Annotated in this window: 24 protein-coding genes; 11 read left to right on the plus strand and 13 right to left on the minus strand. The window is 65.6% G+C overall.

The genetic code is table 11. From position 1 onward, the window contains the following. Nucleotides 1-10: 10 nt before the first annotated feature. The 5 genes from ACZZZN_RS03085 to ACZZZN_RS03105 form a co-directional block, all read right to left on the minus strand. Nucleotides 11-967, minus strand: coding sequence for a lysostaphin resistance A-like protein (locus tag ACZZZN_RS03085; protein ID WP_463503758.1), 957 nt, complete (start codon nt 965-967; stop codon nt 11-13). Nucleotides 968-1,026: 59 nt separating this feature from the next. Continuing rightward, on the minus strand, nt 1,027-1,272 hold the full coding sequence (locus ACZZZN_RS03090; RefSeq protein ID WP_463503759.1) for a hypothetical protein: 246 nt from the start codon (nt 1,270-1,272) through the stop codon (nt 1,027-1,029). Between the two features lie 81 nt (nt 1,273-1,353). Further along, nucleotides 1,354-2,433: an LLM class flavin-dependent oxidoreductase gene (locus tag ACZZZN_RS03095; protein WP_463503760.1), complete on the minus strand. Its 1,080-nt coding sequence runs from the start codon at nt 2,431-2,433 to the stop codon at nt 1,354-1,356. A 53-nt stretch (nt 2,434-2,486) separates the two neighbouring features. Continuing rightward, a complete protein-coding gene (locus tag ACZZZN_RS03100) occupies nt 2,487-2,837 on the minus strand; it encodes a MerR family transcriptional regulator (RefSeq protein ID WP_463503761.1) in 351 nt (116 codons plus the stop codon). A 42-nt stretch (nt 2,838-2,879) separates the two neighbouring features. Further along, nucleotides 2,880-3,545, minus strand: a complete 666-nt coding sequence (locus ACZZZN_RS03105; RefSeq protein ID WP_463503762.1) for a hypothetical protein — start codon at nt 3,543-3,545, stop codon at nt 2,880-2,882. Nucleotides 3,546-3,684: 139 nt separating this feature from the next. Between ACZZZN_RS03105 and ACZZZN_RS03110 the strand changes: the two genes are divergently transcribed. Continuing rightward, a complete protein-coding gene (locus ACZZZN_RS03110; protein WP_463503763.1) occupies nt 3,685-5,325 on the plus strand; it encodes an alpha/beta fold hydrolase in 1,641 nt (546 codons plus the stop codon). A 14-nt stretch (nt 5,326-5,339) separates the two neighbouring features. Here the strand turns inward: ACZZZN_RS03110 and ACZZZN_RS03115 are convergent, their stop codons facing one another. The 4 genes from ACZZZN_RS03115 to ACZZZN_RS03130 form a co-directional block, all read right to left on the minus strand. Then, complete coding sequence (locus tag ACZZZN_RS03115; RefSeq protein WP_463503764.1) at nt 5,340-6,323, minus strand: pirin family protein; 984 nt, start codon at nt 6,321-6,323, stop codon at nt 5,340-5,342. Continuing rightward, nucleotides 6,320-6,712, minus strand: a complete 393-nt coding sequence (locus ACZZZN_RS03120) for a GNAT family N-acetyltransferase (RefSeq protein WP_463503765.1) — start codon at nt 6,710-6,712, stop codon at nt 6,320-6,322. Before ACZZZN_RS03120 ends, ACZZZN_RS03115 begins: the two co-directional genes overlap by 4 nt. Nucleotides 6,713-6,729: 17 nt before the next feature. Beyond that, entirely contained in the window at nt 6,730-7,158 is a 429-nt protein-coding gene (locus tag ACZZZN_RS03125; RefSeq protein WP_463503766.1) for a helix-turn-helix domain-containing protein, read from the minus strand. Between the two features lie 187 nt (nt 7,159-7,345). Further along, nucleotides 7,346-7,840: a MarR family winged helix-turn-helix transcriptional regulator gene (locus ACZZZN_RS03130; RefSeq protein ID WP_463503767.1), complete on the minus strand. Its 495-nt coding sequence runs from the start codon at nt 7,838-7,840 to the stop codon at nt 7,346-7,348. 113 nt (nt 7,841-7,953) lie between these two features. On the opposite strand from ACZZZN_RS03130, the gene ACZZZN_RS03135 reads away from it, so the two are divergent. From ACZZZN_RS03135 to ACZZZN_RS03155, 5 genes are all read left to right on the plus strand, one after another. Next, on the plus strand, nt 7,954-9,021 hold the full coding sequence (locus ACZZZN_RS03135) for an LLM class flavin-dependent oxidoreductase (RefSeq protein ID WP_463503768.1): 1,068 nt from the start codon (nt 7,954-7,956) through the stop codon (nt 9,019-9,021). Further along, a complete protein-coding gene (locus ACZZZN_RS03140) occupies nt 9,018-9,713 on the plus strand; it encodes an NADPH-dependent F420 reductase (RefSeq protein ID WP_463503769.1) in 696 nt (231 codons plus the stop codon). The genes ACZZZN_RS03135 and ACZZZN_RS03140 overlap by 4 nt, the downstream gene beginning before the upstream one ends. Then, nucleotides 9,710-10,981, plus strand: coding sequence for a glutaminase (locus ACZZZN_RS03145; RefSeq protein WP_463503770.1), 1,272 nt, complete (start codon nt 9,710-9,712; stop codon nt 10,979-10,981). Before ACZZZN_RS03140 ends, ACZZZN_RS03145 begins: the two co-directional genes overlap by 4 nt. After that, complete coding sequence (locus tag ACZZZN_RS03150) at nt 10,978-12,168, plus strand: MFS transporter (protein ID WP_463503771.1); 1,191 nt, start codon at nt 10,978-10,980, stop codon at nt 12,166-12,168. The genes ACZZZN_RS03145 and ACZZZN_RS03150 overlap by 4 nt, the downstream gene beginning before the upstream one ends. Nucleotides 12,169-12,229: 61 nt before the next feature. Further along, nucleotides 12,230-13,135 (plus strand): VOC family protein, encoded by a 906-nt coding sequence (locus ACZZZN_RS03155; RefSeq protein WP_463503772.1) that lies wholly within the window; start codon nt 12,230-12,232, stop codon nt 13,133-13,135. A 75-nt stretch (nt 13,136-13,210) separates the two neighbouring features. Here the strand turns inward: ACZZZN_RS03155 and ACZZZN_RS03160 are convergent, their stop codons facing one another. From ACZZZN_RS03160 to ACZZZN_RS03170, 3 genes are read right to left on the minus strand one after another with little or no spacing between them, the layout of a single operon-like run. Further along, nucleotides 13,211-13,828, minus strand: coding sequence for a response regulator transcription factor (locus tag ACZZZN_RS03160; protein ID WP_463503773.1), 618 nt, complete (start codon nt 13,826-13,828; stop codon nt 13,211-13,213). Then, complete coding sequence (locus ACZZZN_RS03165; RefSeq protein WP_463503774.1) at nt 13,825-14,925, minus strand: sensor histidine kinase; 1,101 nt, start codon at nt 14,923-14,925, stop codon at nt 13,825-13,827. Before ACZZZN_RS03165 ends, ACZZZN_RS03160 begins: the two co-directional genes overlap by 4 nt. Nucleotides 14,926-14,969: 44 nt before the next feature. After that, a complete protein-coding gene (locus ACZZZN_RS03170; RefSeq protein WP_463503775.1) occupies nt 14,970-15,197 on the minus strand; it encodes a hypothetical protein in 228 nt (75 codons plus the stop codon). Nucleotides 15,198-15,435: 238 nt separating this feature from the next. Between ACZZZN_RS03170 and ACZZZN_RS03175 the strand changes: the two genes are divergently transcribed. From ACZZZN_RS03175 to ACZZZN_RS03190, 4 genes are all read left to right on the plus strand, one after another. Then, entirely contained in the window at nt 15,436-16,359 is a 924-nt protein-coding gene (locus ACZZZN_RS03175; RefSeq protein WP_463503776.1) for an ABC transporter ATP-binding protein, read from the plus strand. 62 nt (nt 16,360-16,421) lie between these two features. Then, nucleotides 16,422-17,240: an ABC transporter permease subunit gene (locus ACZZZN_RS03180; RefSeq protein ID WP_463503777.1), complete on the plus strand. Its 819-nt coding sequence runs from the start codon at nt 16,422-16,424 to the stop codon at nt 17,238-17,240. A 207-nt stretch (nt 17,241-17,447) separates the two neighbouring features. Continuing rightward, nucleotides 17,448-18,476, plus strand: coding sequence for a serine hydrolase domain-containing protein (locus ACZZZN_RS03185; RefSeq protein ID WP_463503778.1), 1,029 nt, complete (start codon nt 17,448-17,450; stop codon nt 18,474-18,476). A 52-nt stretch (nt 18,477-18,528) separates the two neighbouring features. Then, nucleotides 18,529-19,302 (plus strand): SDR family NAD(P)-dependent oxidoreductase, encoded by a 774-nt coding sequence (locus ACZZZN_RS03190; protein ID WP_463503779.1) that lies wholly within the window; start codon nt 18,529-18,531, stop codon nt 19,300-19,302. Here the strand turns inward: ACZZZN_RS03190 and ACZZZN_RS03195 are convergent. After that, complete coding sequence (locus tag ACZZZN_RS03195) at nt 19,248-20,237, minus strand: AraC family transcriptional regulator (RefSeq protein WP_463503780.1); 990 nt, start codon at nt 20,235-20,237, stop codon at nt 19,248-19,250. The two genes, ACZZZN_RS03190 and ACZZZN_RS03195, sit on opposite strands and share 55 nt — an antisense overlap. Nucleotides 20,238-20,357: 120 nt before the next feature. Here ACZZZN_RS03195 and ACZZZN_RS03200 point away from each other — a divergent pair, with 120 nt between their 5' ends. Then, entirely contained in the window at nt 20,358-21,110 is a 753-nt protein-coding gene (locus tag ACZZZN_RS03200; protein WP_463503781.1) for an SDR family NAD(P)-dependent oxidoreductase, read from the plus strand. The last annotated feature ends 57 nt before the right edge of the window (nt 21,111-21,167 follow it).

The following is a 21,167-nucleotide window of genomic DNA, read 5'->3' on the forward strand; positions in this document are numbered from 1 at the left end:
GACCGCGCGCCTAGGGAGCAGTCGAGCGCTCGGAAGAATCCGCGAAGTCCTCGACGGCTGTTCCCTCGTGCTGTGCCGGCCGGGATGCGATTCCGGGGGTCAGGACGGTCCCTGTATGCCGTGTGCGAATCGCGACCACGATGACGGCCCCGATGATGAGCGGAATCGGGATGAGCACGGTCAGGTCGATCGCACCGGCTGAGCGGTCGGCCGCGACAGTGGGATCCACGTCCAGTGCGGCGTCGATGACGAACTGCGTGGCATTGAACACGGCATGAAGCACCACGGCGATCTCGAGGCCGCCGGTGCGCCAGGTGATCCAGGCCGTTCCGACGGCGAACACGAGGTACCACACGTTGAGCAGTCCACTCGTGGACACGTGGACCAGCGCGAACAGAACGCTCGAGATGGCGATCGCGAGGATGAGTCCGAGACGGGCGTTGCGAGTCCAGCTGCCGACGACACGGAAGATGAGACCACGGAATCCGTACTCCTCACCCGCTGCCTGGAACGGCGTGATGGCCAGTGCAGTGGCCACGAGAAGGAGCCCGTCGTGCCACCCCCAGCTCGTCTGAGGCAAAGGGGTCCAGTAGTACACGATCTGGAACACCACGGTCACCGGGAGAAGGATCATCAGGGCGCGGCCGAACAGGTCGAAGCGGAAATGAGACAGCACCGACGACAGTGACCCTCCGCGCACGCCGTAGAGCCAGCGCTGGATGAGCATGCTCCATGGGATCAGCAGGGCGATGGAGAATGCGCCGGCGGCGTTGACGAGCGGCGTGTACCCCGCCCTGGTCTCGGTGCCGATCATCAGATCGACGACCGCCGCCGCTGCTGTGAAAGCGAAGGCGAAGGCCTGCATACCCGCGATGAGGAGGATGATCGCGAGGATGCCTCGACCGATTCGGCGTTTGTCGCTTGTCAGCCCGCGATGATACTCGACAGGCGTCTTCGGATGTTCCATGATGTTCTGCTTTCCACTCTGCGGTTCTGCTGCTTCGAGACGTCGGGTGTGTGCGGCGACTACCTGGCTCCGGTCGAGATGCCCGCAGCACGGAGCTCGATGAGATATTCGCTGTCAGCCGGGTGGAGGTAGAACGCTTCCGAGCGATCGTCCTCCGACGCATGCCTTCTGATCGGCGTTCCCCCTGCCCCGATCACGGCGTCCAGCGCCGCCGTCGTGAGAGCGGAACCGGGGTTGTGCAGAAGCCACTCCTGCGCGGCCTTTCCGCAACGCTGGAACCAGTGTGTGTCGTCGCTTGTCGTCATGAGACGACTCCACACCATGTGGCTGGCACATGGTCAACACGCGCTGTCGAGGGCAACGTCGACGGCCTCCGGGCCGGTCTCTCAGCGGGTTTCGGTGGGGGAGGGCACCCGGTCGATCGGGCGAAAGTCGGCGAGCAGTTCGCGTACGCGAGGAACCACCTCGCGGCCGTACAGCTCGATCGACCTGTTGCCGAGCTCCCACGCCAATGGGGCGAGGGCGTACTTGAAGTCGAATCTGCTCAGGTTCAGCGCGCGCACGCACTCAGCGATCTTCACTGCCACCGATTCGGGTGAGCCGATCATCAGAGCGCCGTCCTCCACCTCGCGCATGTATGACTCGCGGGTCGGAGCGCGGGTTCCCCGCTCGCCGGCGGCACGTGTCATCGTGGTCTGCCAGGCGGGCCAGAACTCCTCTGCGGCTTGGTCGTCCGTCGCCGCGATGTGTCCGATCGCGTGTTGTCCCACTGGGAGCTGAGCGCGTCCGAACTCGGTGAGAGCCCGGTAGTACAGGTCGACGAGCGGGGCGAAACGCTTCGGATCTCCGCCGATGATCGCGATCATCAACGGAAGACCGTGACGTGCAGCCCGGACGACGGAGTCCGGGCTGCCGCCGACGCCGACCCACGTAGGGAGGGAACCGCCCTCGACGCGAGGATAGAGAGTCTGCTCATTCAGATCGGTCCGAGTCGTTCCTGACCAGGTCACCGGCTGTTCGCGCATCAGTTTGACCCAGAGCTCGAGGTTCTGCTCGAACAGATTCTCGTAGTCCGTGAGGTCGAAGCCGAAGAGTGGGAACGAGTCGATGGTCGAGGCCCTGCCGACGACCAGTTCGACGCGTCCGCCTGACACGGCGTCGAGCGTGGAGTACTGGTGGAATATCCGCACAGGGTCCTGGGTCGACAAGACGGTGACGCTGGTCCCGAGCAGGATGCGCGACGTTCTGCTGGCGATCGCCGCCAGGATGACGGGAGGAGCGGAGTCGAGCATGTCCGACCGGTAGTGCTCACCCACGCTGAAGAAGTCGAGTTCGACCTGTTCCGCCAGGACACCCTGATCCACGGTGCGGCGCAGCGTCTCCGCATCGGAGAGCGTGCGCCCCGACAGATCTGTCATCGCATCCGCGAACGTGTCGACCCCGAACTGTACGGGCGCTGTCTGCATGCCGGTCTCCATCTCTCACTGCCGAGTGATTCTCGGGTCATGGTCAGCGCACACTATGTGGTCACGACCGGGTCAACCCTGGCGGCCGAACCGCGAAGAATCGCCTTCAGGTCGGCACGCGCGCGCTGCATGCGAGCGATGCTCAGGCCGAGCTCGGCATCGATCACGTGCAGAGCCGCCACGGAGGACTCGGGATTGCTGGCGTGCTCGATGCGGTCGAGCGGCACGCCGAGATCACGCAGGCGTCGGATCAGTATCAGCCGGGTGAGATGTCGGACCTCGTAGTGCTTGTAGCCGTTGCTCGCACGATCCGGCTCGTCGAGAAGTCCCACGCGGTGATAGTGACGCACGGTGTTCAGTGTTGTTCCGGCGAGTTCAGCCAGCTCTCTCGTGCTCCACGCCATCTCTCGTACCGTCCTTCCCGCGGTCGTTCCAGAGTGCGCGGCTCAGAGCAGGAGCTGCGTGAGGGGATAGACGAGGTAGCGCAGCGAATACGCTTCCCAGACGGCGCCGATGATGAGCAGCGCGAGTGCCGGGAGCGAGAGGAGACCCAGCTGACGCAGACCGCGCACATAGCCCTGGCGCCGATTCTTCGCCCGAGCGGTGCGAGGGAACAGCCAGTACTTGCCGACGAGGAAAGCGCCCAGCAGGAACAGCACATACGCCTGCAGCTCGATCAGGAAGGTCAGCGAGTGCGGGATGAGTGCGACCCAGCCCGTGCTCGAGGTCTGCACGAGAGTGATCCCGGTGGTCACCGCCCAGTATGCGAAGAACGCGAGCCCGGCGAACGGCACGACGAGTGACGGCAGCACGATGGTCAGTGCGCTGAGTCCGAAGAGATTGACCCCGAGGATCGCGAGTGCGAACAGGGGCGGGATGTTGACGAGCCAGCGCACGAGCCCCCCGGTGCCGTCTTCTTCGAGCCCGGCCGCCTCTGCGGCGACGAGATCCGGGAAGACGAGTCCGAGGGCGAAGCCCGCCAAGGCGAGTCCGTAGGCCGCCGCGTTGAGAATCAGATAGACGCGCATGTTCTCGCGCACGACCTGGAAGGGTCGCCGCCAGAATCGCACGCGCGTTGGACGAGGATCGGTGGAGGTGTGAGAATCTGTCATCCCTCCATCGCAGCCCATCCTCGAAGGCGGAGGTAGTGTCGCCATGTCACGAGAAGACGTGACACCGTGTCACATGCCCGGCGGCCCACCGGCTCGGCTGTGCCGTGCGCTTGACCGTGTCCTCAGCACAGGGTGTTCCATGTCGCACATGGGCCGATCGATCGAACGTTCTCTGTCTGACAAGCGCCGAGAAGGGCACAGCGGTCGCGAACGCCGTCACGCCGTGCGCCTGAGCGCGCTCGCGGCAGCACTCGTCGCCGTGCTCGCGGCCTGTTCGCCCTCGGGGGGCATCCGAGCCGACGATCCGGACAATCAGGAAGTCCTCGCGCTCGATGAGTACGAGAATCAGGAACTGCGATGGGGGGATTGCCAGGACTTCGCCATCACCGCGGTGGACGAGGAGTACTTCCCACTGGTTCCCGACGCCGAGTGCTCTCGGCTCACGGTGCCGCTGGACTACGCCGACCCGACCGGAGCGACCGCATCCGTTGCGGTGGTGCGGATCCCGGCGCGAGGCGAGTCGCTGGGGCCGCTGCTCTTCAACCCGGGCGGTCCGGGGGGAGCAGGGCTGATCGGCACGATGGGTGCGTCGGCCTTGATGGCGGACAGCGCCATTCCGGAGCGCTTCGACCTGGTGGGGTTCGACCCTCGAGGGGTGGGCGCGACCGAGCCTTCCGCCGATTGCGGGCTGAGCGACGGCTCGCCTGAGGCAGCGACACTCCTCGCCAAGATGGGCAGCGTTTTCACTCCGTTGACCGCAGAGGAGACCACCCAGCTGGCCACTCGCTGTGCCGACGGCTCGGGGGGAGTCGAGGCACTCGCGAACATGGGCACACGCACCACCGCGAAGGATATGGACATCCTGCGGGCGGCGCTCGGAGAGGATCAGCTCAACTTCCTCGGACAGAGCTACGGCACCAGGCTCGGAACCGTGTACGCCGAGGAGTTCCCCCAGAACGTGAGGGCCATGATCCTCGATGGCGCATTCGATCCGAGCCTCGGCTCGGAGGAACGGCTGCTCGCGTCGTATGTCGGATTCCAGAATGCCTTCGAATCGATGGCCGAGTTCTGCGCGACCGAGGCGGACTGCCCTCTCGGAGTGGATCCTGACGGGTGGACTGCGGCGCTGCAGGACCTCATCCAGCCGCTCGGCGAGCATCCTCTGCCCGCTGGCGATGCTGAACTGGACTTCGCTTCGGGTCTGGGTGGCGTGATGGCCGGGCTCTACGCCCCCGAACTGTGGCCGCTCGTGATCGCCGGTCTTCACGAGGTGAAGGAAGGACGCGGCGATCAGCTGCTCCAGCTGGCGAACGGCATCGGCGGAGTCTCGGAGGAGGGCGTGAGCTCGAACCAGGTGGATGCATCGATCGCGATCAACTGCGTCGACGAGACTCTCCTGCGGGCCGACGACCTGGTCGACCTCCGTGAGGACACGTATGCTCAGGCGCCCATGATGGACCCGGGTACGACATCGGACGAGGAGCTGCGAGACCGGTGCGCGGACTTTCCCGCGACCGGCGAGCTGGAGATACCGTATGGCCAAGACATCGACGGACTCCCTCCGACGCTGGTCGTGTCGATCACCGGTGATGCGACGACTCCGCACACCAACGCGATCGTGCTCGCCGAAACGCTCGGAAGCACGCTTCTGACCGTCGAGGGCGAGGGGCATACCGTGATCGCGAAGGGAGCGAGCGCCTGCGCCGACGCGATCGCCGCCGACTACCTCATCGACCTCGAGCTTCCCGACGAGGCACCGACCTGCCCGGCTGGGCAGTGACGCCCGATGTGCGGCTAGGAGCCCATGCCGTCGAGCAACCGGTTGTTCCGGTCGCGCGGGCCGAGGGTCGCCGGCGCACGGGGGCGCAGTGCCACGTTCGGCAACACGGGCGCGGGCAGGCGCGGAGCGATGTCGTCGATGTCTCCGAAACGGCGGTCTCCCGACTGCCAGTCCGCCCGGTAACGCTCGATCTCTTCGTGGCTGCGCCCGATGAAGTTCCACCACATCACGATCGGCTCGGTGAACGGCGCTCCACCGATGAGGATCGCGCGCGCTGCCGTCACGCCGACGGACTCTATCCGGGCTGACTCCCGTCCGACGGGCACGTAGGCGAGTGCATTGCGAGGCACAGACACACCGTCGATGAGGATCTCTCCGGCATCCACCAGCACTCCGTGCTCGAACGACGGGTCGAGCGGCACATCCGCCGCCTTTCCCGGGTGAAGGTCGAGCTGGGCGGCGACGAGCGGTGAATGCACGGCAGTGGGTATCGACACCCCGGCGAGCGCCCCCACGAACACGAGCGCTGTCGCATCGCCGATGACCACGCGCTCCGCCGAGTGGTGCTCGAACGTCGACGGCATGTCGCGGACCTCATCGGGCAGGGCCACCCACAGCTGTACGCCATGTATCCGTCGTGTGTTCGGAGTCGAGTACTCAGAGTGCTGGACGCCGGATCCTGCGGTCATCAGGTTGATCTCGCCGGGGCGAACCAGCCGGTGAGCGCCGGTGGAGTCGCGGTGCTCCACCTCGCCTTCGAACAGCCAGGAGACGGTCTGAAGACCGGTGTGAGGATGCGGCGGCATGTGCATGGCCCGGTCTTCGGTGAGTTCATCGGGTCCGAAATGGTCGAGGAAACACCAGGCCCCGATCAGACTTCGGCTCCGCTGGGGGAGGGTGCGGCGCACGTCCAATGCCCGCACTCCGCCGAGCGGCACCTCGCGGGGCTCGAGAATCTGCGGCGAGCCTTCGTGAACATCGAGCGCGCGGGTCATCATGAGCGATGCACCGCCCGACCTACGAGAGCGAGGTCGGCCGGTCGCGGTGCGCGGTAGTGCCCGCCGTCGGCGACGTACGCATCTCCATGCTTGCGAAGATGCGCCGCAAAGAGCGGACAGACAGGCACGACCATGACGTTCTCGGTGATCGCATCCTCGAGAGCAGAGCGCACCAACTGTCCAGCCAGACCTCTCCCGCTGAACTCGGGATCGACCTCGGTGTGGAAGAAGATGCGATCGCGCTCCGCGGCGGCGGAATCGAGGTAATCGGCGCGTCCCGCGTGCGCAGACCCTCCTTCGATGCGGATCGAGTACGAACGGATCGGGTCGCCATCGACCCGGTCGACGACGACGGTCTGCGCGGCAGCGCCAGTCGGCTCTTCACTCATGAGGTTCTCTCTCCCACTTAGTAATTGACATGTGAAGTATCGGCTTCGGCTGCACTGCTGTCAAGCAGCACGAGGCTGTGTCGTGACGACAGTCGACGACCGCTCGCGGGCGCGCGGCCGGGCGATGATCCGCGCAGAATGGCGCCGATCGCGGCTCGGGACAACTGCAGTCGCTCGATGTTCGTCTCGAGTTCCTCGTCGACCGCGCTCAGGACGGCGACCATCGATCGCTGCGCGGCGCCGGCCTGCGGGATCCGGTCGAGAGGGACGCCGAGATCACGGAGACGCCGGATGAACAGGAGTCGCACGAGGTGGCGCACTTCGTACTGCTTGTAGCCGTTGTGGGATCGTGACGGCTGGTCGAGGAGTCCACCGTGATGGTAGTGACGGACGGCATTCAGCGTGGTCCCTGCCAGCTCCGCGAGTTCTCGCGTGCTCCAAGTCATGCAGTGCCGCCCTTCGCGAGTGTGCGGGACGTCGAGGTCCGTGCGCGCGTGTCTGAGTCCACTGAAGACTGTGTTCCCAGCACGCAGTCAAGTTGTTCGGGGGCAGGTCTTGACTGTGTTCTTAGGCCACAGGTTTCACTGGCGACTGGACGATCGTTCGGAGGAGGGACGTGAGATGTCGCAGCGGCTATCTCGACGCGCTGCCGGTGGTCGGTGGGAGATCGAGGTGGGTGCGGAGAGACGCGGTCGTGTCGCCGATCATGGTGAGCTGCGCGTCGGTGAAGGCGTCGATGAAATGCGTCTTGATCGCCCTCAAGTGAGGCATCATGCTCTGGCGGAACGCGAGCGCGCCGTCACTCGTGAGGATCACGTGGGAGCCTCGGGCGTCGTCGGCACTCGGTTCCCGGCGGATGAGCCCTCGCCTCTCCATACGGCCCAGATGGCCGGACAGCCGGCTGCGCTCCCATTCCATGCGGTTCGCGAGCTCGGAGGAGCGAAGCGACCTCGCTTCCGCCTCACTGAGCTCGAGGAGCACCTTGTAGTCCCCTTCGGACAGCTGCGAGTCCGACTGCAGCTTGGCTTGGACTCGTGCGCGGAGGATCTCGACGGTCTGGATGTAAGACCTCCAGATCGCGAACTCCTCACTGGTGGGCAGGTCGTTGCCGCGCCGGGATGCGCTCATCGTTGCTCCTCTCGCTCGACAGAAAGTTGACATGTGAACCACTTCTGCCATCATCATGTTGAGATATCAATTAGACACCCGTTCGCGAGCCTGCAAGTGAGAAGAGAGACACCGTGAAGGATCCACAGCACATCGAGTTCGGGATCGACACCTTCGGCGATCTGCCCCGCGACGACCGAGGCACGATCATGTCGCATGCGCAAGCGATCAGAGCGGTGGTCGACGAAGCCGTTCTCGCCGATCACGTGGGTATCGACGCCATCACCGTCGGGGAGCATCACCGGGCGGAGTATGCGATCTCGAGTCCCGACACCGTGCTTGCCGGGATCGCGACTGCGACCACACGCATACGTCTGGGATCGGGTGTGACGGTGCTGTCGTCTGACGATCCTGTGCGAGTGTTCCAGCGCTTCGCGACCGTCGACGCGCTGTCCCGCGGTCGCGCGGAGGTGATCCTCGGTCGCGGCTCCTTCACCGAATCCTTCCCCCTGTTCGGCTATGACCTCAAGGACTACGAGCTGCTGTTCGAGGAGAAGATCGACCTGTTCCATCGCCTTCTCGATGAGAAGCCCGTCACGTGGGAAGGCACCACTCGCGCCGCACTCCATGATGCGGATGTGTACCCGAAGACGGAGTCGGGGCGGTTGACCACATGGGTGGGTGTCGGCGGCTCGCCGCAATCCGTGCTGCGCACAGCGCACTACGGATTCGGACTGATGCTCGCGATCATCGGCGGCACGCCCGATCGATTCGTGCCGTACGTCGACCTGTATCGCAAGGCGACGGAACAGCTCGGCACGACAGCCCTGCCGGTCGGGATGCACTCGCCGGGGTTCATCGCATCGACGGACGAGGAGGCGAAGGAGCTCTTCTATCCGGGATACCGAGAGATTCGTGACCGTATCGGTGTGCAGCGCGGGTGGCCGCCTCTCCGGAGGCACGAGTTCGATGCGGATGTCGAGAGTGGCTCGCTCTACGTCGGCTCCGTAGACACTGTCGCACGCAGGATCGCGAGAGCGATCAGCACACTCGATGTCGGGAGATTCGACATGATCTATTCGGCGGCCGGGACAGTCTCGGCTTCGGCACGACTTCGATCTGTGGAGCTCTTCGGGACCCAGGTGATACCCCGAGTGCGTGAGCTGCTTGCTGAGAGTCGAGTGGCCGAGGTGAAGCGATGATCGCGACCGTCGGGATCCTCGGCGCCGGCAAGGTCGGCACGACCGTAGCGCGGCTGGCGCTTCTCGCCGACTACCGCGTGCTCATCGCGGGCTCGGGCGATCCGGCGAAGATCGCGCTCTCCACCGAGGTGCTCACACCCGGGGCGATCGCCCTCACTGCGGCGGAGGTGGTCGAACGCTCGGACATCGTGATCCTCGCTCTTCCTCTCAGCAGATACTGGGCGCTGCCCGTGGGTGAGTTGGTGGGAAAGCTGGTCATCGATGCGATGAACCACTGGTGGGAGGTGGACGGTCCTCGAGACAACGTGCTGGAATCCGGGATCTCGTCGAGCGAAGCCGTGCAGCAGTTCCTCCTCGGGGCGAGGGTGGTGAAGGCTCTCAACCACATGGGCTATCACGACCTGGAGCGCGAGGCCCGCCCGCGCGGGGAACCGGGTCGCAAGGCCATCGCGATCGCCGGCGACAGGGGTGATGACGTCGTCGCCGTGTCGCATCTGATCGATCGTCTCGGATTCGATCCGCTGACCGTGGGCCCGCTCGGTGCGGGTGCTCGTCTCGAGCCCGGTACGCCGGCGTTCGGTGCGAACGTCGAGGTGCAGGAGCTGATCGCACTGACGGCGGATGCGAACGCGGACTCGGACAGCGTGCCCGCCGACACACGGATCGACGCGGATCGTCGGGAGATCGCATGATCGGTTCGGTCGTCTCGGACTATCTGGACGACGCGCTCCGACACGTCGAAGCCGACACATCGGGATCCCTCGCGGAGTACATTCCCGAGCTCGCGGATGCTGAACCTGAGCGCCTGGGCGCGGTGTTCGCCATGACTGACGGCACGATCTACGGCGCAGGCGACATCGACTCGCCCTTCACTATCCAGTCGATCTCGAAGCCGTTCGTGTATGCGCTCGCCCTGGCGGAGCGCGGCTTCGACGAGGTGCTCGCGAAGGTCGGCGTGGAACCCTCGGGGGAGGCATTCAACCAGATCTCCCTCGAGATCGGCACAGGCCGTCCGTTCAACCCGATGATCAACGCCGGGGCGTTGGCCTCGCATGCCCTGGTCGGACCGCGCGGCGGCGACCCGGAGGAACGCACCCGACGGGTGATCGACGGCCTGTCGGCCTTCGCCGGTCGGAAGCTGTCCATCGACGAGTCGGTGTGCTCTTCGGAGATGGAGAGTGCGCACAGGAACCTCGCGATCGCTCACATGCTTCGCAGTTACGACATCCTCGAAGAAGATCCGCGTGCTGTCGTCGACGGGTACATCCGGCAGTGCTCGGTTCTCGTCACGACCACAGATCTCGCCGTGATGGCTGCGACGCTGGCGAACCACGGACTCAATCCTCGCACCGGCGAGCGGGTCGTCGACGAAGCGGTGATCCGCCAGGTGCTCAGCGTCATGGCGACCTGCGGGATGTACGACGCGGCCGGGGACTGGGCGACACAGGTCGGTATCCCCGCGAAGAGCGGCGTGGCGGGCGGCCTCATCGGCGCCCTCCCCGGGCAGGTCGGCATCGCGACGCTCTCGCCGCGCCTCGACAGGCATGGCAACAGCGCGCGTGGAGTGAGGCTCTTCGAGCAGTTCTCGTCTGACATGGGGCTGCATGTGATGTCGGTGCCTCCTGCCTCCCGTGCCGTCGTGCGCTCGCACCGCATCATCGGTGACGGTGTGGACGTACTGCGAGTCGTGGAGCTGCAGGGCGGGATCAGATTCGCCGGGGCGGAGCGAATCGTGCGTGAGATCGTCGACGTGTCGCCGACGGAGCACACCGTGGCGATCGACGTGACGCACGTCTCCTCGATCGACGACGTGGCCCAACGGATGCTCATAGAACTCGCTCGCAGGTTGACCGTCGACGGGCATCACGTGATCCTGGTGGATCCCGAAAGCGTCGTCGCCGCTGCACGTCTGGCCGATGCGGGCACGATGTTCGTGGTTCCCACGCTGTCCGCGGCATGAATGCCCCGACGCAGAGCGGTCGCGGACCCTTCCTCGAGTTGACGGGGGCCGGGGTCGCGCTCATCGCCGTCAGCTACGGGCTGGCGCGCTTCGGATACGGGCTCTTCGTGCCGGCGTTCCGGGAGGAGTTCGCGCTCGATGCCACCATGGCGGGAACGGTCGCTGCCGGTTCGTACGTCTCATACTGTGTCGCCGTCGTCATCGCCACCCTGCTGACACCACGTCTCGGCGCGCGTGCGCTCGGCGTCGGAGCGGGCGTCGTCGCCACCAGCGGCGTTGCTCTGATCGCCACGGCTCCCACGGGCACCGTTTTGGCGGTCGGGGTCATTCTGGCGGGTGCGAGCGCAGGGGTGGCTTCTCCCGCTCTCGCGCACGCGGTCGCCGAGACGATTCCAGCCAGCCGACAGGACCGAACGCAGACCGTGATCAACGCCGGTACGGGAATCGGCGTCGCCGTCGCGGGGCCCATCGCACTGCTCACTCAGCATGAGTGGCGAGTCGCGTGGGGCGTTTTCGCGGGATGCTGTGCGGCGGCCACTCTGTGGGCGGCGCGAGCAATCCCTGCGCCTGGCAGGAATGAGCCGGATTCGACCGCGTCGACGCCCCTGGCTCGTCTGCTGCCGAGACCGCTGTTTCCTCCCGGTAGCGCACGGTTGATCACCGGGGCTGCGCTCGTCGGCGCCGCCAGCGCAGGAATATGGACGTTCGGACGGGATGTGCTGGTCACCGACGGGGGGCTGAGTCCGCAGATCTCGACGATCGCGTGGATCCTGCTCGGGGTGTTCGGGTCGCTCGGCGCCGTCGCGGGGGATGTCGTGCGGCGTGTGGGGATCCGCACAGGATGGAGCGTCACAGTCACCCTGATGGCGACGTCGATCATGCTCTTCGCGGCGTTCCCTGCACGCGCAGCTGTCGCGTCGCTCGCGGCTGCCGGGTTCGGTGCGACGTACATCGCGCTGTCCGGCCTCTTGCTCATCTGGGGGACCCGCGTGTATCCCGCTCAGGCCGCCGCGGGAGTCGGGCTCGCTTTTCTCGTGATCGCACTGGGGCAGGCAGCAGGTGCTCCCATCATCGGGATGCTGACGGGGTGGCTCGGAGCGCAGGGCGCTCTGGCCGCAGCGGCTGTCCTCGCTTTTGTCGCAGCGTTCATCCGTCCGACGAACCGGAACGCGGCAGATCGGCGCTGAGCCGAGACAGCCGTGCTGATACAGGGGGAATCATGTCGCATACCCAGTCGTTCTCACTCTCATGAGTGACTTCATCTCCGCAGCCGAGCATCTCGCGGCCGACACTGCCATGGGGGCAGTCACGTTACTCGTCCGCGATCTCGACGAGATGACCCGGTTCTATCGCGACGTCGTCACGTTGACGGTGATCGGTGCCGAGGGAGACACGGTCACCCTCGGACGCGCTGGACGCGCGATCGTGGTGCTCGTCCATTCGCCCGCGTTGCGTCACGCGCCGACAGGATCAGCCGGCCTCTTCCACACGGCCATCGTGTTCGAATCGCAAGCGGCGCTGGCCGCTGCCGTGTATTCGGTGGCGAGTCGGTCGCCTCAGGCTTTCGCCGGGAGTGCCGACCATCTCGTCAGCCAAGCCTTCTATTTCACCGACCCTGAAGGCAACGGTGTGGAGTTGTACTGGGACCGTCTGCGCACCGAGTGGTCGTGGACCCACGGTCGGATCGAGATGGATTCGCTGTTCCTCGATCCCACAGCGTTCCTCCAGGAACACCTCACCGAAGAGGTCGCTGCCGGGGCGACGCAGTACGAGGCCGCGTCCGTCGGGCACGTCCATCTCTCAGTAGGCGACCTCGATAGTGCTCGCGCGTTCTACGTCGACGCCTTGGGGTTCGACGAGACTGCCGACTACCGCGGATCGGCGCTCTTCGTCAGCGCCGGCGGGTATCACCATCACATGGCGATGAATGTCTGGCAATCGCGCGGTGCAGGACCGCGGACTCCGGCGCTCGGCCTGGGGCAGGTCACGCTCGTGCTCCCCGCGGCGGATGATCTGGGAGACCTGGGGGAGCGGCTCCGACACCACGGCGTCGCTGTGCGAGATGACGGACGAGGACTCGCTTTCGATGACCCATGGCGGAATGCCGTTCTCGCGACCGCTGATGAGGTGCAGTCGCTCGCTGCGCGTCGCTGATCATCCGCCCGTAGCGGTCTTCGCGCACACCATGTGGTCGTGAGCAGGGCACAGGAGCTTCTCGTCGCGGGTTCGTCAGAGCCAGCCGCGCTCGCGCGCGTTCCGCGCCGCGTCCTGACGCGAAGAGGTCGCTGTCTTCTGCATCGCGTTCGAGAGGTAGTTGCGCACCGTTCCGGGCGCCAGGTGGAGGCGCGCAGCGATCTGCTTGATCGAGTAGCCCTCCTGCGTCTCTCGAAGAGCGTCGAGTTCGCGCTCCGTGAGCGGGGAATCGTCGATCATCGAGGCCTGCAGGATGTCGTGGTCGATCCATCGACCTCCATCGTGCAACCGGTGGATGACCTCGCCGATGAGTTCGGGGTCTGCGGATTTGCTCATGAATCCGCGCACGCCCGCTTTGAGGGCTCGCCGCAGGACTCCCGGTCGCGCGTGTCGTGTGAGCATCAGAACGATCTGCTCCGGATCATCGCGCAAGATGTGCTCGACTGCACGGATACCGTCCATCTCGGGCATCTCCAGGTCGATGACGAGCAGGTCTGGACGGTGACTCACGACCGCTTTCACAGCATCCGCTCCGTCGGCTGCCTCGCCGACGATCGCGATCGCCCCGTCGAGCGAGAGCAGCGTGCCGAGCGCGGAACGGAGAAGATGTTCATCGTCCGCGAGCACCACTCGAATCGCCGAGCCGGCGGTCATCGTCGCCCCGGCAGCTGGTCGAGTCGAGGAGACGCCGAGGGGTGAATCCGGGCGCTCGTGGTGAACACGTCGCCATCTTGGCGGAAGACGAGATCTCCGCCGGCATCGGCTATGCGTGTTCTCAGCCGAGCGAGGCCGCGCGGGCGAAGCTCGACTCCGACGGGGGCGCCGTCGTTGGTCACCGCGACGCCGTCACGGTCCGCAGTGATCGAGACCCACGTCGGCTCCGCATGGCGGAGGAGATTGGTCGTCGCCTCGCGGAGGGTGTGGGCGAGGAGCGGGTGTGGCTCGACGGAGGGATCGAGGTCCTGTCGGACGTCGATCCGCATGCCGGTTGCTTCGCCGAGCGCCCTGGTGTTCTCGAGTTCAGCGGCGAGATCGATCCTGTACTGCGCGTAGGTGAGCTCGCGCGTCTCGGCGACGGTGTCATCGATGAGCTGACGGATCTCCACGAGCTCCGCGGCCGCGCGCGTCGGATCGTCGTGCAGGAGGCGATGGGCGAGCGCGGCTTTCAGCTTGATCACGTGAAGGGACTGGCCCTGGATGTCGTGCAGATCCCCGGCGAAGCGAGCTCGTTCCTCCGCCACGGCCAGCGCGGACTCGATCTCCTTCGCGCGTTCAGCGTCGCGTACGACCTTCCACGCCAATTCACCGGCGAAGACCACAGCGGCGATGTACGCGGTTCCCAGGGCCGGCACGACGATGAACCCGATCACCAGCCTGCTGGTGATCGGGTTCATCGCGAGCGCTGTGGCTCCCAGGGCGGCCACGCCCGCAGAGAAGAGCAGCACGGCGACCATCCGCCGTCTTCTCACCTGCATCAAGAGCAGCGAGCCGATGAGCGCCAAAGGCATGAAGCTGATGGGGCTGTTCGCCATGAACGCGCCGTAGACATAGCCTGCGCCGGTGAACAGCATCAGGAACACGACTCGGGGTGTGTAGCCGTCGAGGCGCCACTCCTTGAGCAGAGTCGTCGCGAAGACGAGCGTGAGGGCGATGAAGAGCGCCTCCCACCACGATGTCGAAGTGAGGACGACGCCTACCACCGACAGCGGGGCGATCGCCAGGATCGCCGACCCCATGACGACTCGATGCATGCGTGGAACGCTGCGCGTGCCGGGTGAACTGTACCTGACGATGACTACCCTTCCTTCGCTGGATCGTGCTTTCTGATGGCTCTTCGCACTGGCACCTTCGCGATCAACGCTCCGACGGTGAGCGCCAGCGCCACGTACTGCAACACCGGACGGTCGAGGAAGAATTCCGTGATCCACACGGGAAGCGTGGTGAACAGTCCGAAATCGTAGAGCAACCCCACGTAGGCGAGGAACACGGTCGCGAAGAAGATGATCGCAGCGTTGAGGAACATGTCTAGTGCTTTCACCGGCACAAGCATTCGCGAAGAGCGCGTGCCGCGGTAGTGACATCGTGTCACCAGCTTTCATGACGATCGAGCACTGACGTCGATTCCGGCGAGGTGCTTCGGTGGAATCACGCCTTGCTGAGCTGACGGTTTGACAGTGTTCCCGCAACATCGTGTCCACTGTGGCTGTCGCCTTCCGAGGCGTCCCGATGCAGAAGATGCCCGTCGAAGAGAAGGAAGTCCTGTGATTCACGCTCGTTCGCTGACCAAACGCTACGGAGACAAGATCGCGGTCGACGGTATCGACTTCTCGGTGGCGGCTGGGCGCGTGACCGGCTTCCTCGGCCCCAACGGGGCGGGTAAATCGACGACGATGCGCATGATCGTCGGATTGGATCGTCCGACCGAGGGAGCCGTGACGGTCAACGGGCGCTCATATGCGACCGCACACGCACCCATGCACGAGGTCGGGGTGTTGCTCGATGCGAAGTCCGTGCATCGCGGGCGCAGCGCTCGTAATCATCTTCGCGCAATGGCTGCGACCCACCGGATCGGTCTGGCTCGGGTCGATGAGGTCATCGGCCTCACAGGTCTGGACTCCGTCGCGGACAAGCGAGTGAACACGTTCTCCCTCGGCATGGGGCAGCGTCTCGGACTCGCGGCGGCGCTGCTCGGCGACCCGGCGACGCTCATTCTCGATGAGCCTGTCAACGGACTCGACCCCGATGGGGTCGCATGGGTGCGCCGACTCGCACGCAGCCTCGCTGCAGAAGGACGCACCGTGTTCCTGTCGTCGCACCTGATGAGCGAGATGGCACAGACGGCCGAGCACCTGATCGTCCTCGCCCGCGGACGGGTCGTGGCCGATGCGCCGGTGAGCCAGATCCTCGCCGAGGCTTCCGATGACTCGGTGCTCGTGCGCGTGAGCGAGGCTGATTTTCTCGCCCGTCTGGTCGCAGGTGAGGGCGGACGCGTCTCACACATCGATGCAGATCAGCTGTCGGTCCGCGGCGTCGCCTCGCCGCGCATCGCGGAGATCGCCGCCGGCGCGGGGCTCGTGGTCTATGAACTGACCCCGGTGTCGACCTCACTCGAGGAGGCATACATGCAACTCACCCGCGACGGCGTCGAGTACTCGGCCCGCCAGACTCGAACGGAGAGCTCCTGATGGGCACCAGCAGAACCTCTGTCTCCACGGCTACGCCCCGGGGCCTCAGCGCCGGCGGAGTCATGCACTCAGAATGGATCAAACTCCGTAGTATCCGATCGACCTGGTTGACCTATTGCGTGTTGCTCGTGGTCACCGTCGGTGTGGGTGCGCAGATGTCCTCGTCCACGAGCTTCGCGTGGCTCGACGGCGGGATCACACAGCTCGGCATGCAGGCCGCCGGCGTGAATGCGGTCATCATCAGCACTGACGTCAACGTGCTGGTCGTCAGCGTGCTGGGCGTGCTCGTGATCGCCGGCGAGTACAGCACCGGCATGATCCGGTCGACTTTCATCGCCGTCCCCCGCCGTGTTCCCGCTCTTCTCGCCAAGTCCTTCGTGTTCGCCGTCGTCACCCTTCTCGTCGCGACGCTGGCAGTGGCGATCACGATACCGATCTCCATCGCCCTACTCGCGGCCAACGACATCGACATCCGCCTGGACGACCCTCACTACTGGCGCGCGATGATCGGCAGCATCGGTTACATCGTGCTGATCGGACTGATCGCGTTCGGCATAGGCGCGATCCTCCGCAACATCGTCGGTGGCGTCGCGGTGGCGCTCGGTCTCGTGTTCGTCGCTCCGCTCGCGCTCGGCCTTGTCTCGGGCAGTTCGACGCCTCAGGTGTGGCTGCAGAACGTCACGGCGCTCCTGCCTTTCAACCTCGGCCGTGCCTTGAACACTCATCCGGGTTACGCCGACTTCGCCTCGCCGGGGGTGCCGTTGCAGCGTCCGGAGGGACTCTGGGTACTCGAGCCATGGCAGGGAGCACTCGGCCTCGTGGCATGGGCGATCGTGCTGTTGACCGCGGCGATCGTGCTCGTGAAGCGTCGCGATGCCTGACACCGCGTCCCAGGGCGCGATCACTTGACCGTGTTCCGGCCACATCGTTTCTACTGAGCGGTGGAGCAGGTCCGACTATCTCTGCGGGACCGCCTCACTCGAAGGAGAACCATGAAGCACCGCGCGATCTTGGGCGTTTTCGCGGTCTCCGCGCTCATTGCGGGCGCGGGAGTCATGACAGGTCCGCCGCGACCGACTGCGCTTCCGGTGTCTGAGGTGAAAGCGGCGCTCGCCGAGACGATGGAACTCGACGGTTGGCCTGCCGCTCTCGTCGCCGTCCGGGACGGGGCGAAGATCCGCGCCCTCGCCGCCGGAACCCTGGAGCTCGGCGAGGCGAAGAAAGCGCGTCCCGGCGACCAGATCCGCGTCGGCAGCAACACGAAGACGTTCACGGCTGTCCTGATCATGCAGCTGGTCGACGAAGGCTTCGTCGAGCTCGACCGATCCGTCGAGACGTACGTGCCTGGTGTCATCCGACATCCGGAGGTGTCGGGTGCAGACATCACGGTCCGCCAGCTGCTGCAGCACACGAGTGGACTTCCCGACATGTCCGGCGATGTCGGGCAGAACCTCATCCCGTGGCAGTACCGCTACATATCGCCGCGCGCGTCCCTTGATCTCGCCCTGACTCATCCGGTCACGAACGCTCCGGGAGCGGCGTTCCACTACAGCAACGCGAACTACATCGTGGCGGGGCTGCTGATCGAGGCTGTCACCGGTCGACCGTACGCTGAGGAACTGGAGCGTCGTCTTCTGGCGCCGCTCGGACTGGAAGACACCTACTTCCCGGATCATGGTGAGATCGTGATCCGCGAGAAGCACCCGCACAGTTACATCCCTCTGAGCGAAGGGGCGACCGACTACACCGATTTCGATCCGTCGTGGGGATTCTCCGCCGGATCGTTGGTGTCCACCACCGACGACATGACGTCTTTCTTCTCGTCGCTGGCAGCAGGGGAGATCCTTCCGCCGGCACTCCTCAGCGAGATGCAGAAGACCGTGCCGGCTGACTCCGTCTGGGCCGGTGCGGAGTACGGGCTCGGCCTCATCGCCTTCGACCTCAGTTGCGGCGTCACCGCATGGGGGCACGGCGGCGACGTGCCGGGAACCATGAGCCGTGTGGCCGCAACCGATGATGGCAGATCAGCTGCTGTCGTCGTCACCCAGAACGCCACCGCCGCGCCGGCCGAGCTGCGACTGCGCGAGCTCGTCGACACGGCGATCTGCGCGCTCTAGACCCCCACGCCCCGGTTCCGCGCGGGCGCACGACACAGAGAAGGGTTCCATCATGGGCATCGACAGACCGCGAGTCGCCATCGTCACCGGGGCGGGAAGCGCGCAGGGCATCGGGTTCGCAACAGCGCGACGTCTCGGAGCGGCCGGGTGTCACATTGTGATCGCATCCACGACCGACCGCATCTTCACGCGGGTGGCAGAGCTGAGGGCGGACGGCATACGAGCAGAGGGCGCGATCGCTGACCTCACGGATCAAGCCGGTGTGGATGCCGTCATGACGTGTGCGTCGGACTCCTTCGACAGCGTGGACATCCTCGTCAACAACGCCGGAATGACCGCCGTGTCCGATCGGTACGCCTCGGGTGCGGTGGACGGGCTGTCCGTCGATCACTGGCACGCTTCGCTCGAACGGAACCTCACCACCACCTTTCTGATGACACGTGCCGTAGCGGGGCATATGCAAGCGGCCGGCTACGGTCGCATCGTCAATGTCTCCTCGGTCTCCGGGCCCGTCGCAGCGTACGGGGGCGATGTCGCCTATCACGCGGCGAAGGCCGGCATCGTGGGATTGACGCGCTCGACGGCGATCGATCTGGCGGCGTCGGGAATCACCGTGAACGCGGTCGCGCCGGGGTGGATCGACACGGCCTCGGCCTCGGATCACGAGCGGAGGATGGGCGCGGCGACTCCCGTCGGGCGCTCCGGCACCGCAGACGAGGTGGCCTATGTGATCGCGTGTCTCGCCGGCGACGGTGCGGCATACATCTCGGGTCAGCTGATAACGATCGACGGAGCGAACTCGATCGCCGAGGAGCGCGGGCGGTGACTGCGGGGCGGCAGCTGTCGCGCCCGCGCTCGGAACTGAGCGGGGGATGCGCCGACCACGCGTCGGAAGGCGGTGCTGAAGGCGCTTTCGGAGAGATACCCCGTCTCTCGTGCGAGTTCGGAGATCGAGAGCGAGTCTCGTGCGAGCGCATCCTGCGCGAGGTTCATCCGCCACTTGATCACGTATTCGAGCGGAGGCACTCCCACGTGGCTCTTGAACGACTGCGCGAAGGCGGAGCGCGACATGTGGCTGATCGCGGCCAACTCCTCGAGTCTCCAGGAATGCGAGGCATCCGCGTGAATGGCTCGCAGGGCGGCCCCGATCGCGTCATCGTTCAGGGCGCCCAGCCAGCCGGTCGGCCGGTCGGTGCGACCGGCATGCGCTCGCAGCATATGGACGAGCAGGATCTGAGCGAGATGGTTCTCCACCAAGGCGCTCCCCTGAGCGGCGAGACCCACTTCGCTGGCGAGGAGATCGATCAGCTGCGCCAACCGCGCGCCGTGCGGGTCGTCTGCGCGAACGACGAGGAGCGGGGGGAGCAGATCGGTGAGGAGAGCCGCGTTCCTCTCGTCGAACGCGATGTGTCCGACGCAGAGGTACGCGTCCTCTTCGGATTCGAGGCCGATGCGCACGAGTCCGTGCTCAGCCTCGGCGAACACGGGAGCAGCCGGGCTGGCCATCGCCTCTGGGGAGCTGGCCAGCACATACGGCGGCGGGTTGCCCAGGAGAAAGGTGTCTCCGGCCTCGAGAAGCACGGGTTCGTGGCCCTCCAGGATGAGCCAGCATCTGCCGTCGATGACCCCGCCCGTACGCACGTGGGGGAACTGGTCGAACTGCAGCGCCCATTCTCCCGCCGCTCTCAGACTGGGCCCGACCACGGTGGTCGGGTGGAGAAGTCCGATCGCATCGGCTACGGGATCGTGAAATCCGAGCATGCCTCACCTCTTCCTGGACGATGTGTAAATGATTGCGGACCCCTGTTTATGGATCATACGTCCTTGCCGCAGCAGGATGGGTGATGAGCACAGTTCAAGACAAGTGACGAAGGAGCAGAGATGAATCAGTTCGCGGGTAAGACGGCGGTCATCACCGGAGGAAGCAGCGGCATCGGACTCGCAAGTGCCGTGCGGCTGGCAGATGAGGGGGCCTACGTCTTCATCACCGGCAGGCGTGAGGCCGAGCTGACGGCGGCCGTCGAGACCATCGGCGCTGACCGAAGCGCTGCGGTCGCGGGAGACATCTCAGAGCCTCGTGATCTGGACCGGCTGTATGACGCTGTCCGAGCGCGAGGGAAAGGACTGGACATCCTCGTGGCGAATGCTGCGGTCGGCTCGTTCGTCCCGTTGGACCAGACCACTGAGGAGCACATCGACCAGACCTTCGCGGTCAACGTCACGGGCACCTTGTTCACGGTGCAGAAGGCGCTGCCCCTGCTTCACGACGGGGCGTCGATCGTCCTGATCGGATCCACCGCTGCTGACCGGGGGATGGAGGCGTTCGGCGCGTACGCGGCGTCGAAGGCCGCCGTTCGTTCCTTCGCGCGCACGTGGTCCACGGAACTCAAGGGCAGGGGAATCCGAGTGAATGTGGTCTCGCCCGCGTGGATCGAGACCCCCGGAGGAACCGCAGCCTTCAGCGATGAGGAGACGGCCCGAGCGGTCACGCAGACGGTCGTCGCGACCGTGCCCAAGGGGAGAATGGGCCAGCCTGAGGAAGCCGCAGCTGTCGTCGCCTTCCTGGCGTCCGAGCAGAGCAGCTACGTGGTCGGCTCGAACATCTACGTCGACGGGGGCACGAACCAGGTGTAACCGGATCGTCGGCCGGTCGCCTCGGAGAGTGTGGATGCGGCAGCTGCCGCATCCACA

This window comes from Microbacterium sp. AC145, assembly GCF_979258505.1.

What these genes read in the sequence shown, in the direction of transcription:
- ACZZZN_RS03085 (WP_463503758.1), bottom strand. Translation starts at nt 967, where the DNA reads ATGGAACATCCGAAGACGCCTGTCGAGTATCATCGCGGGCTGACAAGC.
- ACZZZN_RS03090 (WP_463503759.1), bottom strand. Translation starts at nt 1,272, where the DNA reads ATGACGACAAGCGACGACACACACTGGTTCCAGCGTTGCGGAAAGGCC.
- ACZZZN_RS03095 (WP_463503760.1), bottom strand. Translation starts at nt 2,433, where the DNA reads ATGCAGACAGCGCCCGTACAGTTCGGGGTCGACACGTTCGCGGATGCG.
- ACZZZN_RS03100 (WP_463503761.1), bottom strand. Translation starts at nt 2,837, where the DNA reads ATGGCGTGGAGCACGAGAGAGCTGGCTGAACTCGCCGGAACAACACTG.
- ACZZZN_RS03105 (WP_463503762.1), bottom strand. Translation starts at nt 3,545, where the DNA reads ATGACAGATTCTCACACCTCCACCGATCCTCGTCCAACGCGCGTGCGA.
- ACZZZN_RS03110 (WP_463503763.1), top strand. Translation starts at nt 3,685, where the DNA reads ATGTCGCACATGGGCCGATCGATCGAACGTTCTCTGTCTGACAAGCGC.
- ACZZZN_RS03115 (WP_463503764.1), bottom strand. Translation starts at nt 6,323, where the DNA reads ATGATGACCCGCGCGCTCGATGTTCACGAAGGCTCGCCGCAGATTCTC.
- ACZZZN_RS03120 (WP_463503765.1), bottom strand. Translation starts at nt 6,712, where the DNA reads ATGAGTGAAGAGCCGACTGGCGCTGCCGCGCAGACCGTCGTCGTCGAC.
- ACZZZN_RS03125 (WP_463503766.1), bottom strand. Translation starts at nt 7,158, where the DNA reads ATGACTTGGAGCACGCGAGAACTCGCGGAGCTGGCAGGGACCACGCTG.
- ACZZZN_RS03130 (WP_463503767.1), bottom strand. Translation starts at nt 7,840, where the DNA reads ATGAGCGCATCCCGGCGCGGCAACGACCTGCCCACCAGTGAGGAGTTC.
- ACZZZN_RS03140 (WP_463503769.1), top strand. Translation starts at nt 9,018, where the DNA reads ATGATCGCGACCGTCGGGATCCTCGGCGCCGGCAAGGTCGGCACGACC.
- ACZZZN_RS03145 (WP_463503770.1), top strand. Translation starts at nt 9,710, where the DNA reads ATGATCGGTTCGGTCGTCTCGGACTATCTGGACGACGCGCTCCGACAC.
- ACZZZN_RS03150 (WP_463503771.1), top strand. Translation starts at nt 10,978, where the DNA reads ATGAATGCCCCGACGCAGAGCGGTCGCGGACCCTTCCTCGAGTTGACG.
- ACZZZN_RS03155 (WP_463503772.1), top strand. Translation starts at nt 12,230, where the DNA reads ATGAGTGACTTCATCTCCGCAGCCGAGCATCTCGCGGCCGACACTGCC.
- ACZZZN_RS03160 (WP_463503773.1), bottom strand. Translation starts at nt 13,828, where the DNA reads ATGACCGCCGGCTCGGCGATTCGAGTGGTGCTCGCGGACGATGAACAT.
- ACZZZN_RS03165 (WP_463503774.1), bottom strand. Translation starts at nt 14,925, where the DNA reads ATGCATCGAGTCGTCATGGGGTCGGCGATCCTGGCGATCGCCCCGCTG.
- ACZZZN_RS03170 (WP_463503775.1), bottom strand. Translation starts at nt 15,197, where the DNA reads ATGTTCCTCAACGCTGCGATCATCTTCTTCGCGACCGTGTTCCTCGCC.
- ACZZZN_RS03180 (WP_463503777.1), top strand. Translation starts at nt 16,422, where the DNA reads ATGCACTCAGAATGGATCAAACTCCGTAGTATCCGATCGACCTGGTTG.
- ACZZZN_RS03190 (WP_463503779.1), top strand. Translation starts at nt 18,529, where the DNA reads ATGGGCATCGACAGACCGCGAGTCGCCATCGTCACCGGGGCGGGAAGC.
- ACZZZN_RS03195 (WP_463503780.1), bottom strand. Translation starts at nt 20,237, where the DNA reads ATGCTCGGATTTCACGATCCCGTAGCCGATGCGATCGGACTTCTCCAC.
- ACZZZN_RS03200 (WP_463503781.1), top strand. Translation starts at nt 20,358, where the DNA reads ATGAATCAGTTCGCGGGTAAGACGGCGGTCATCACCGGAGGAAGCAGC.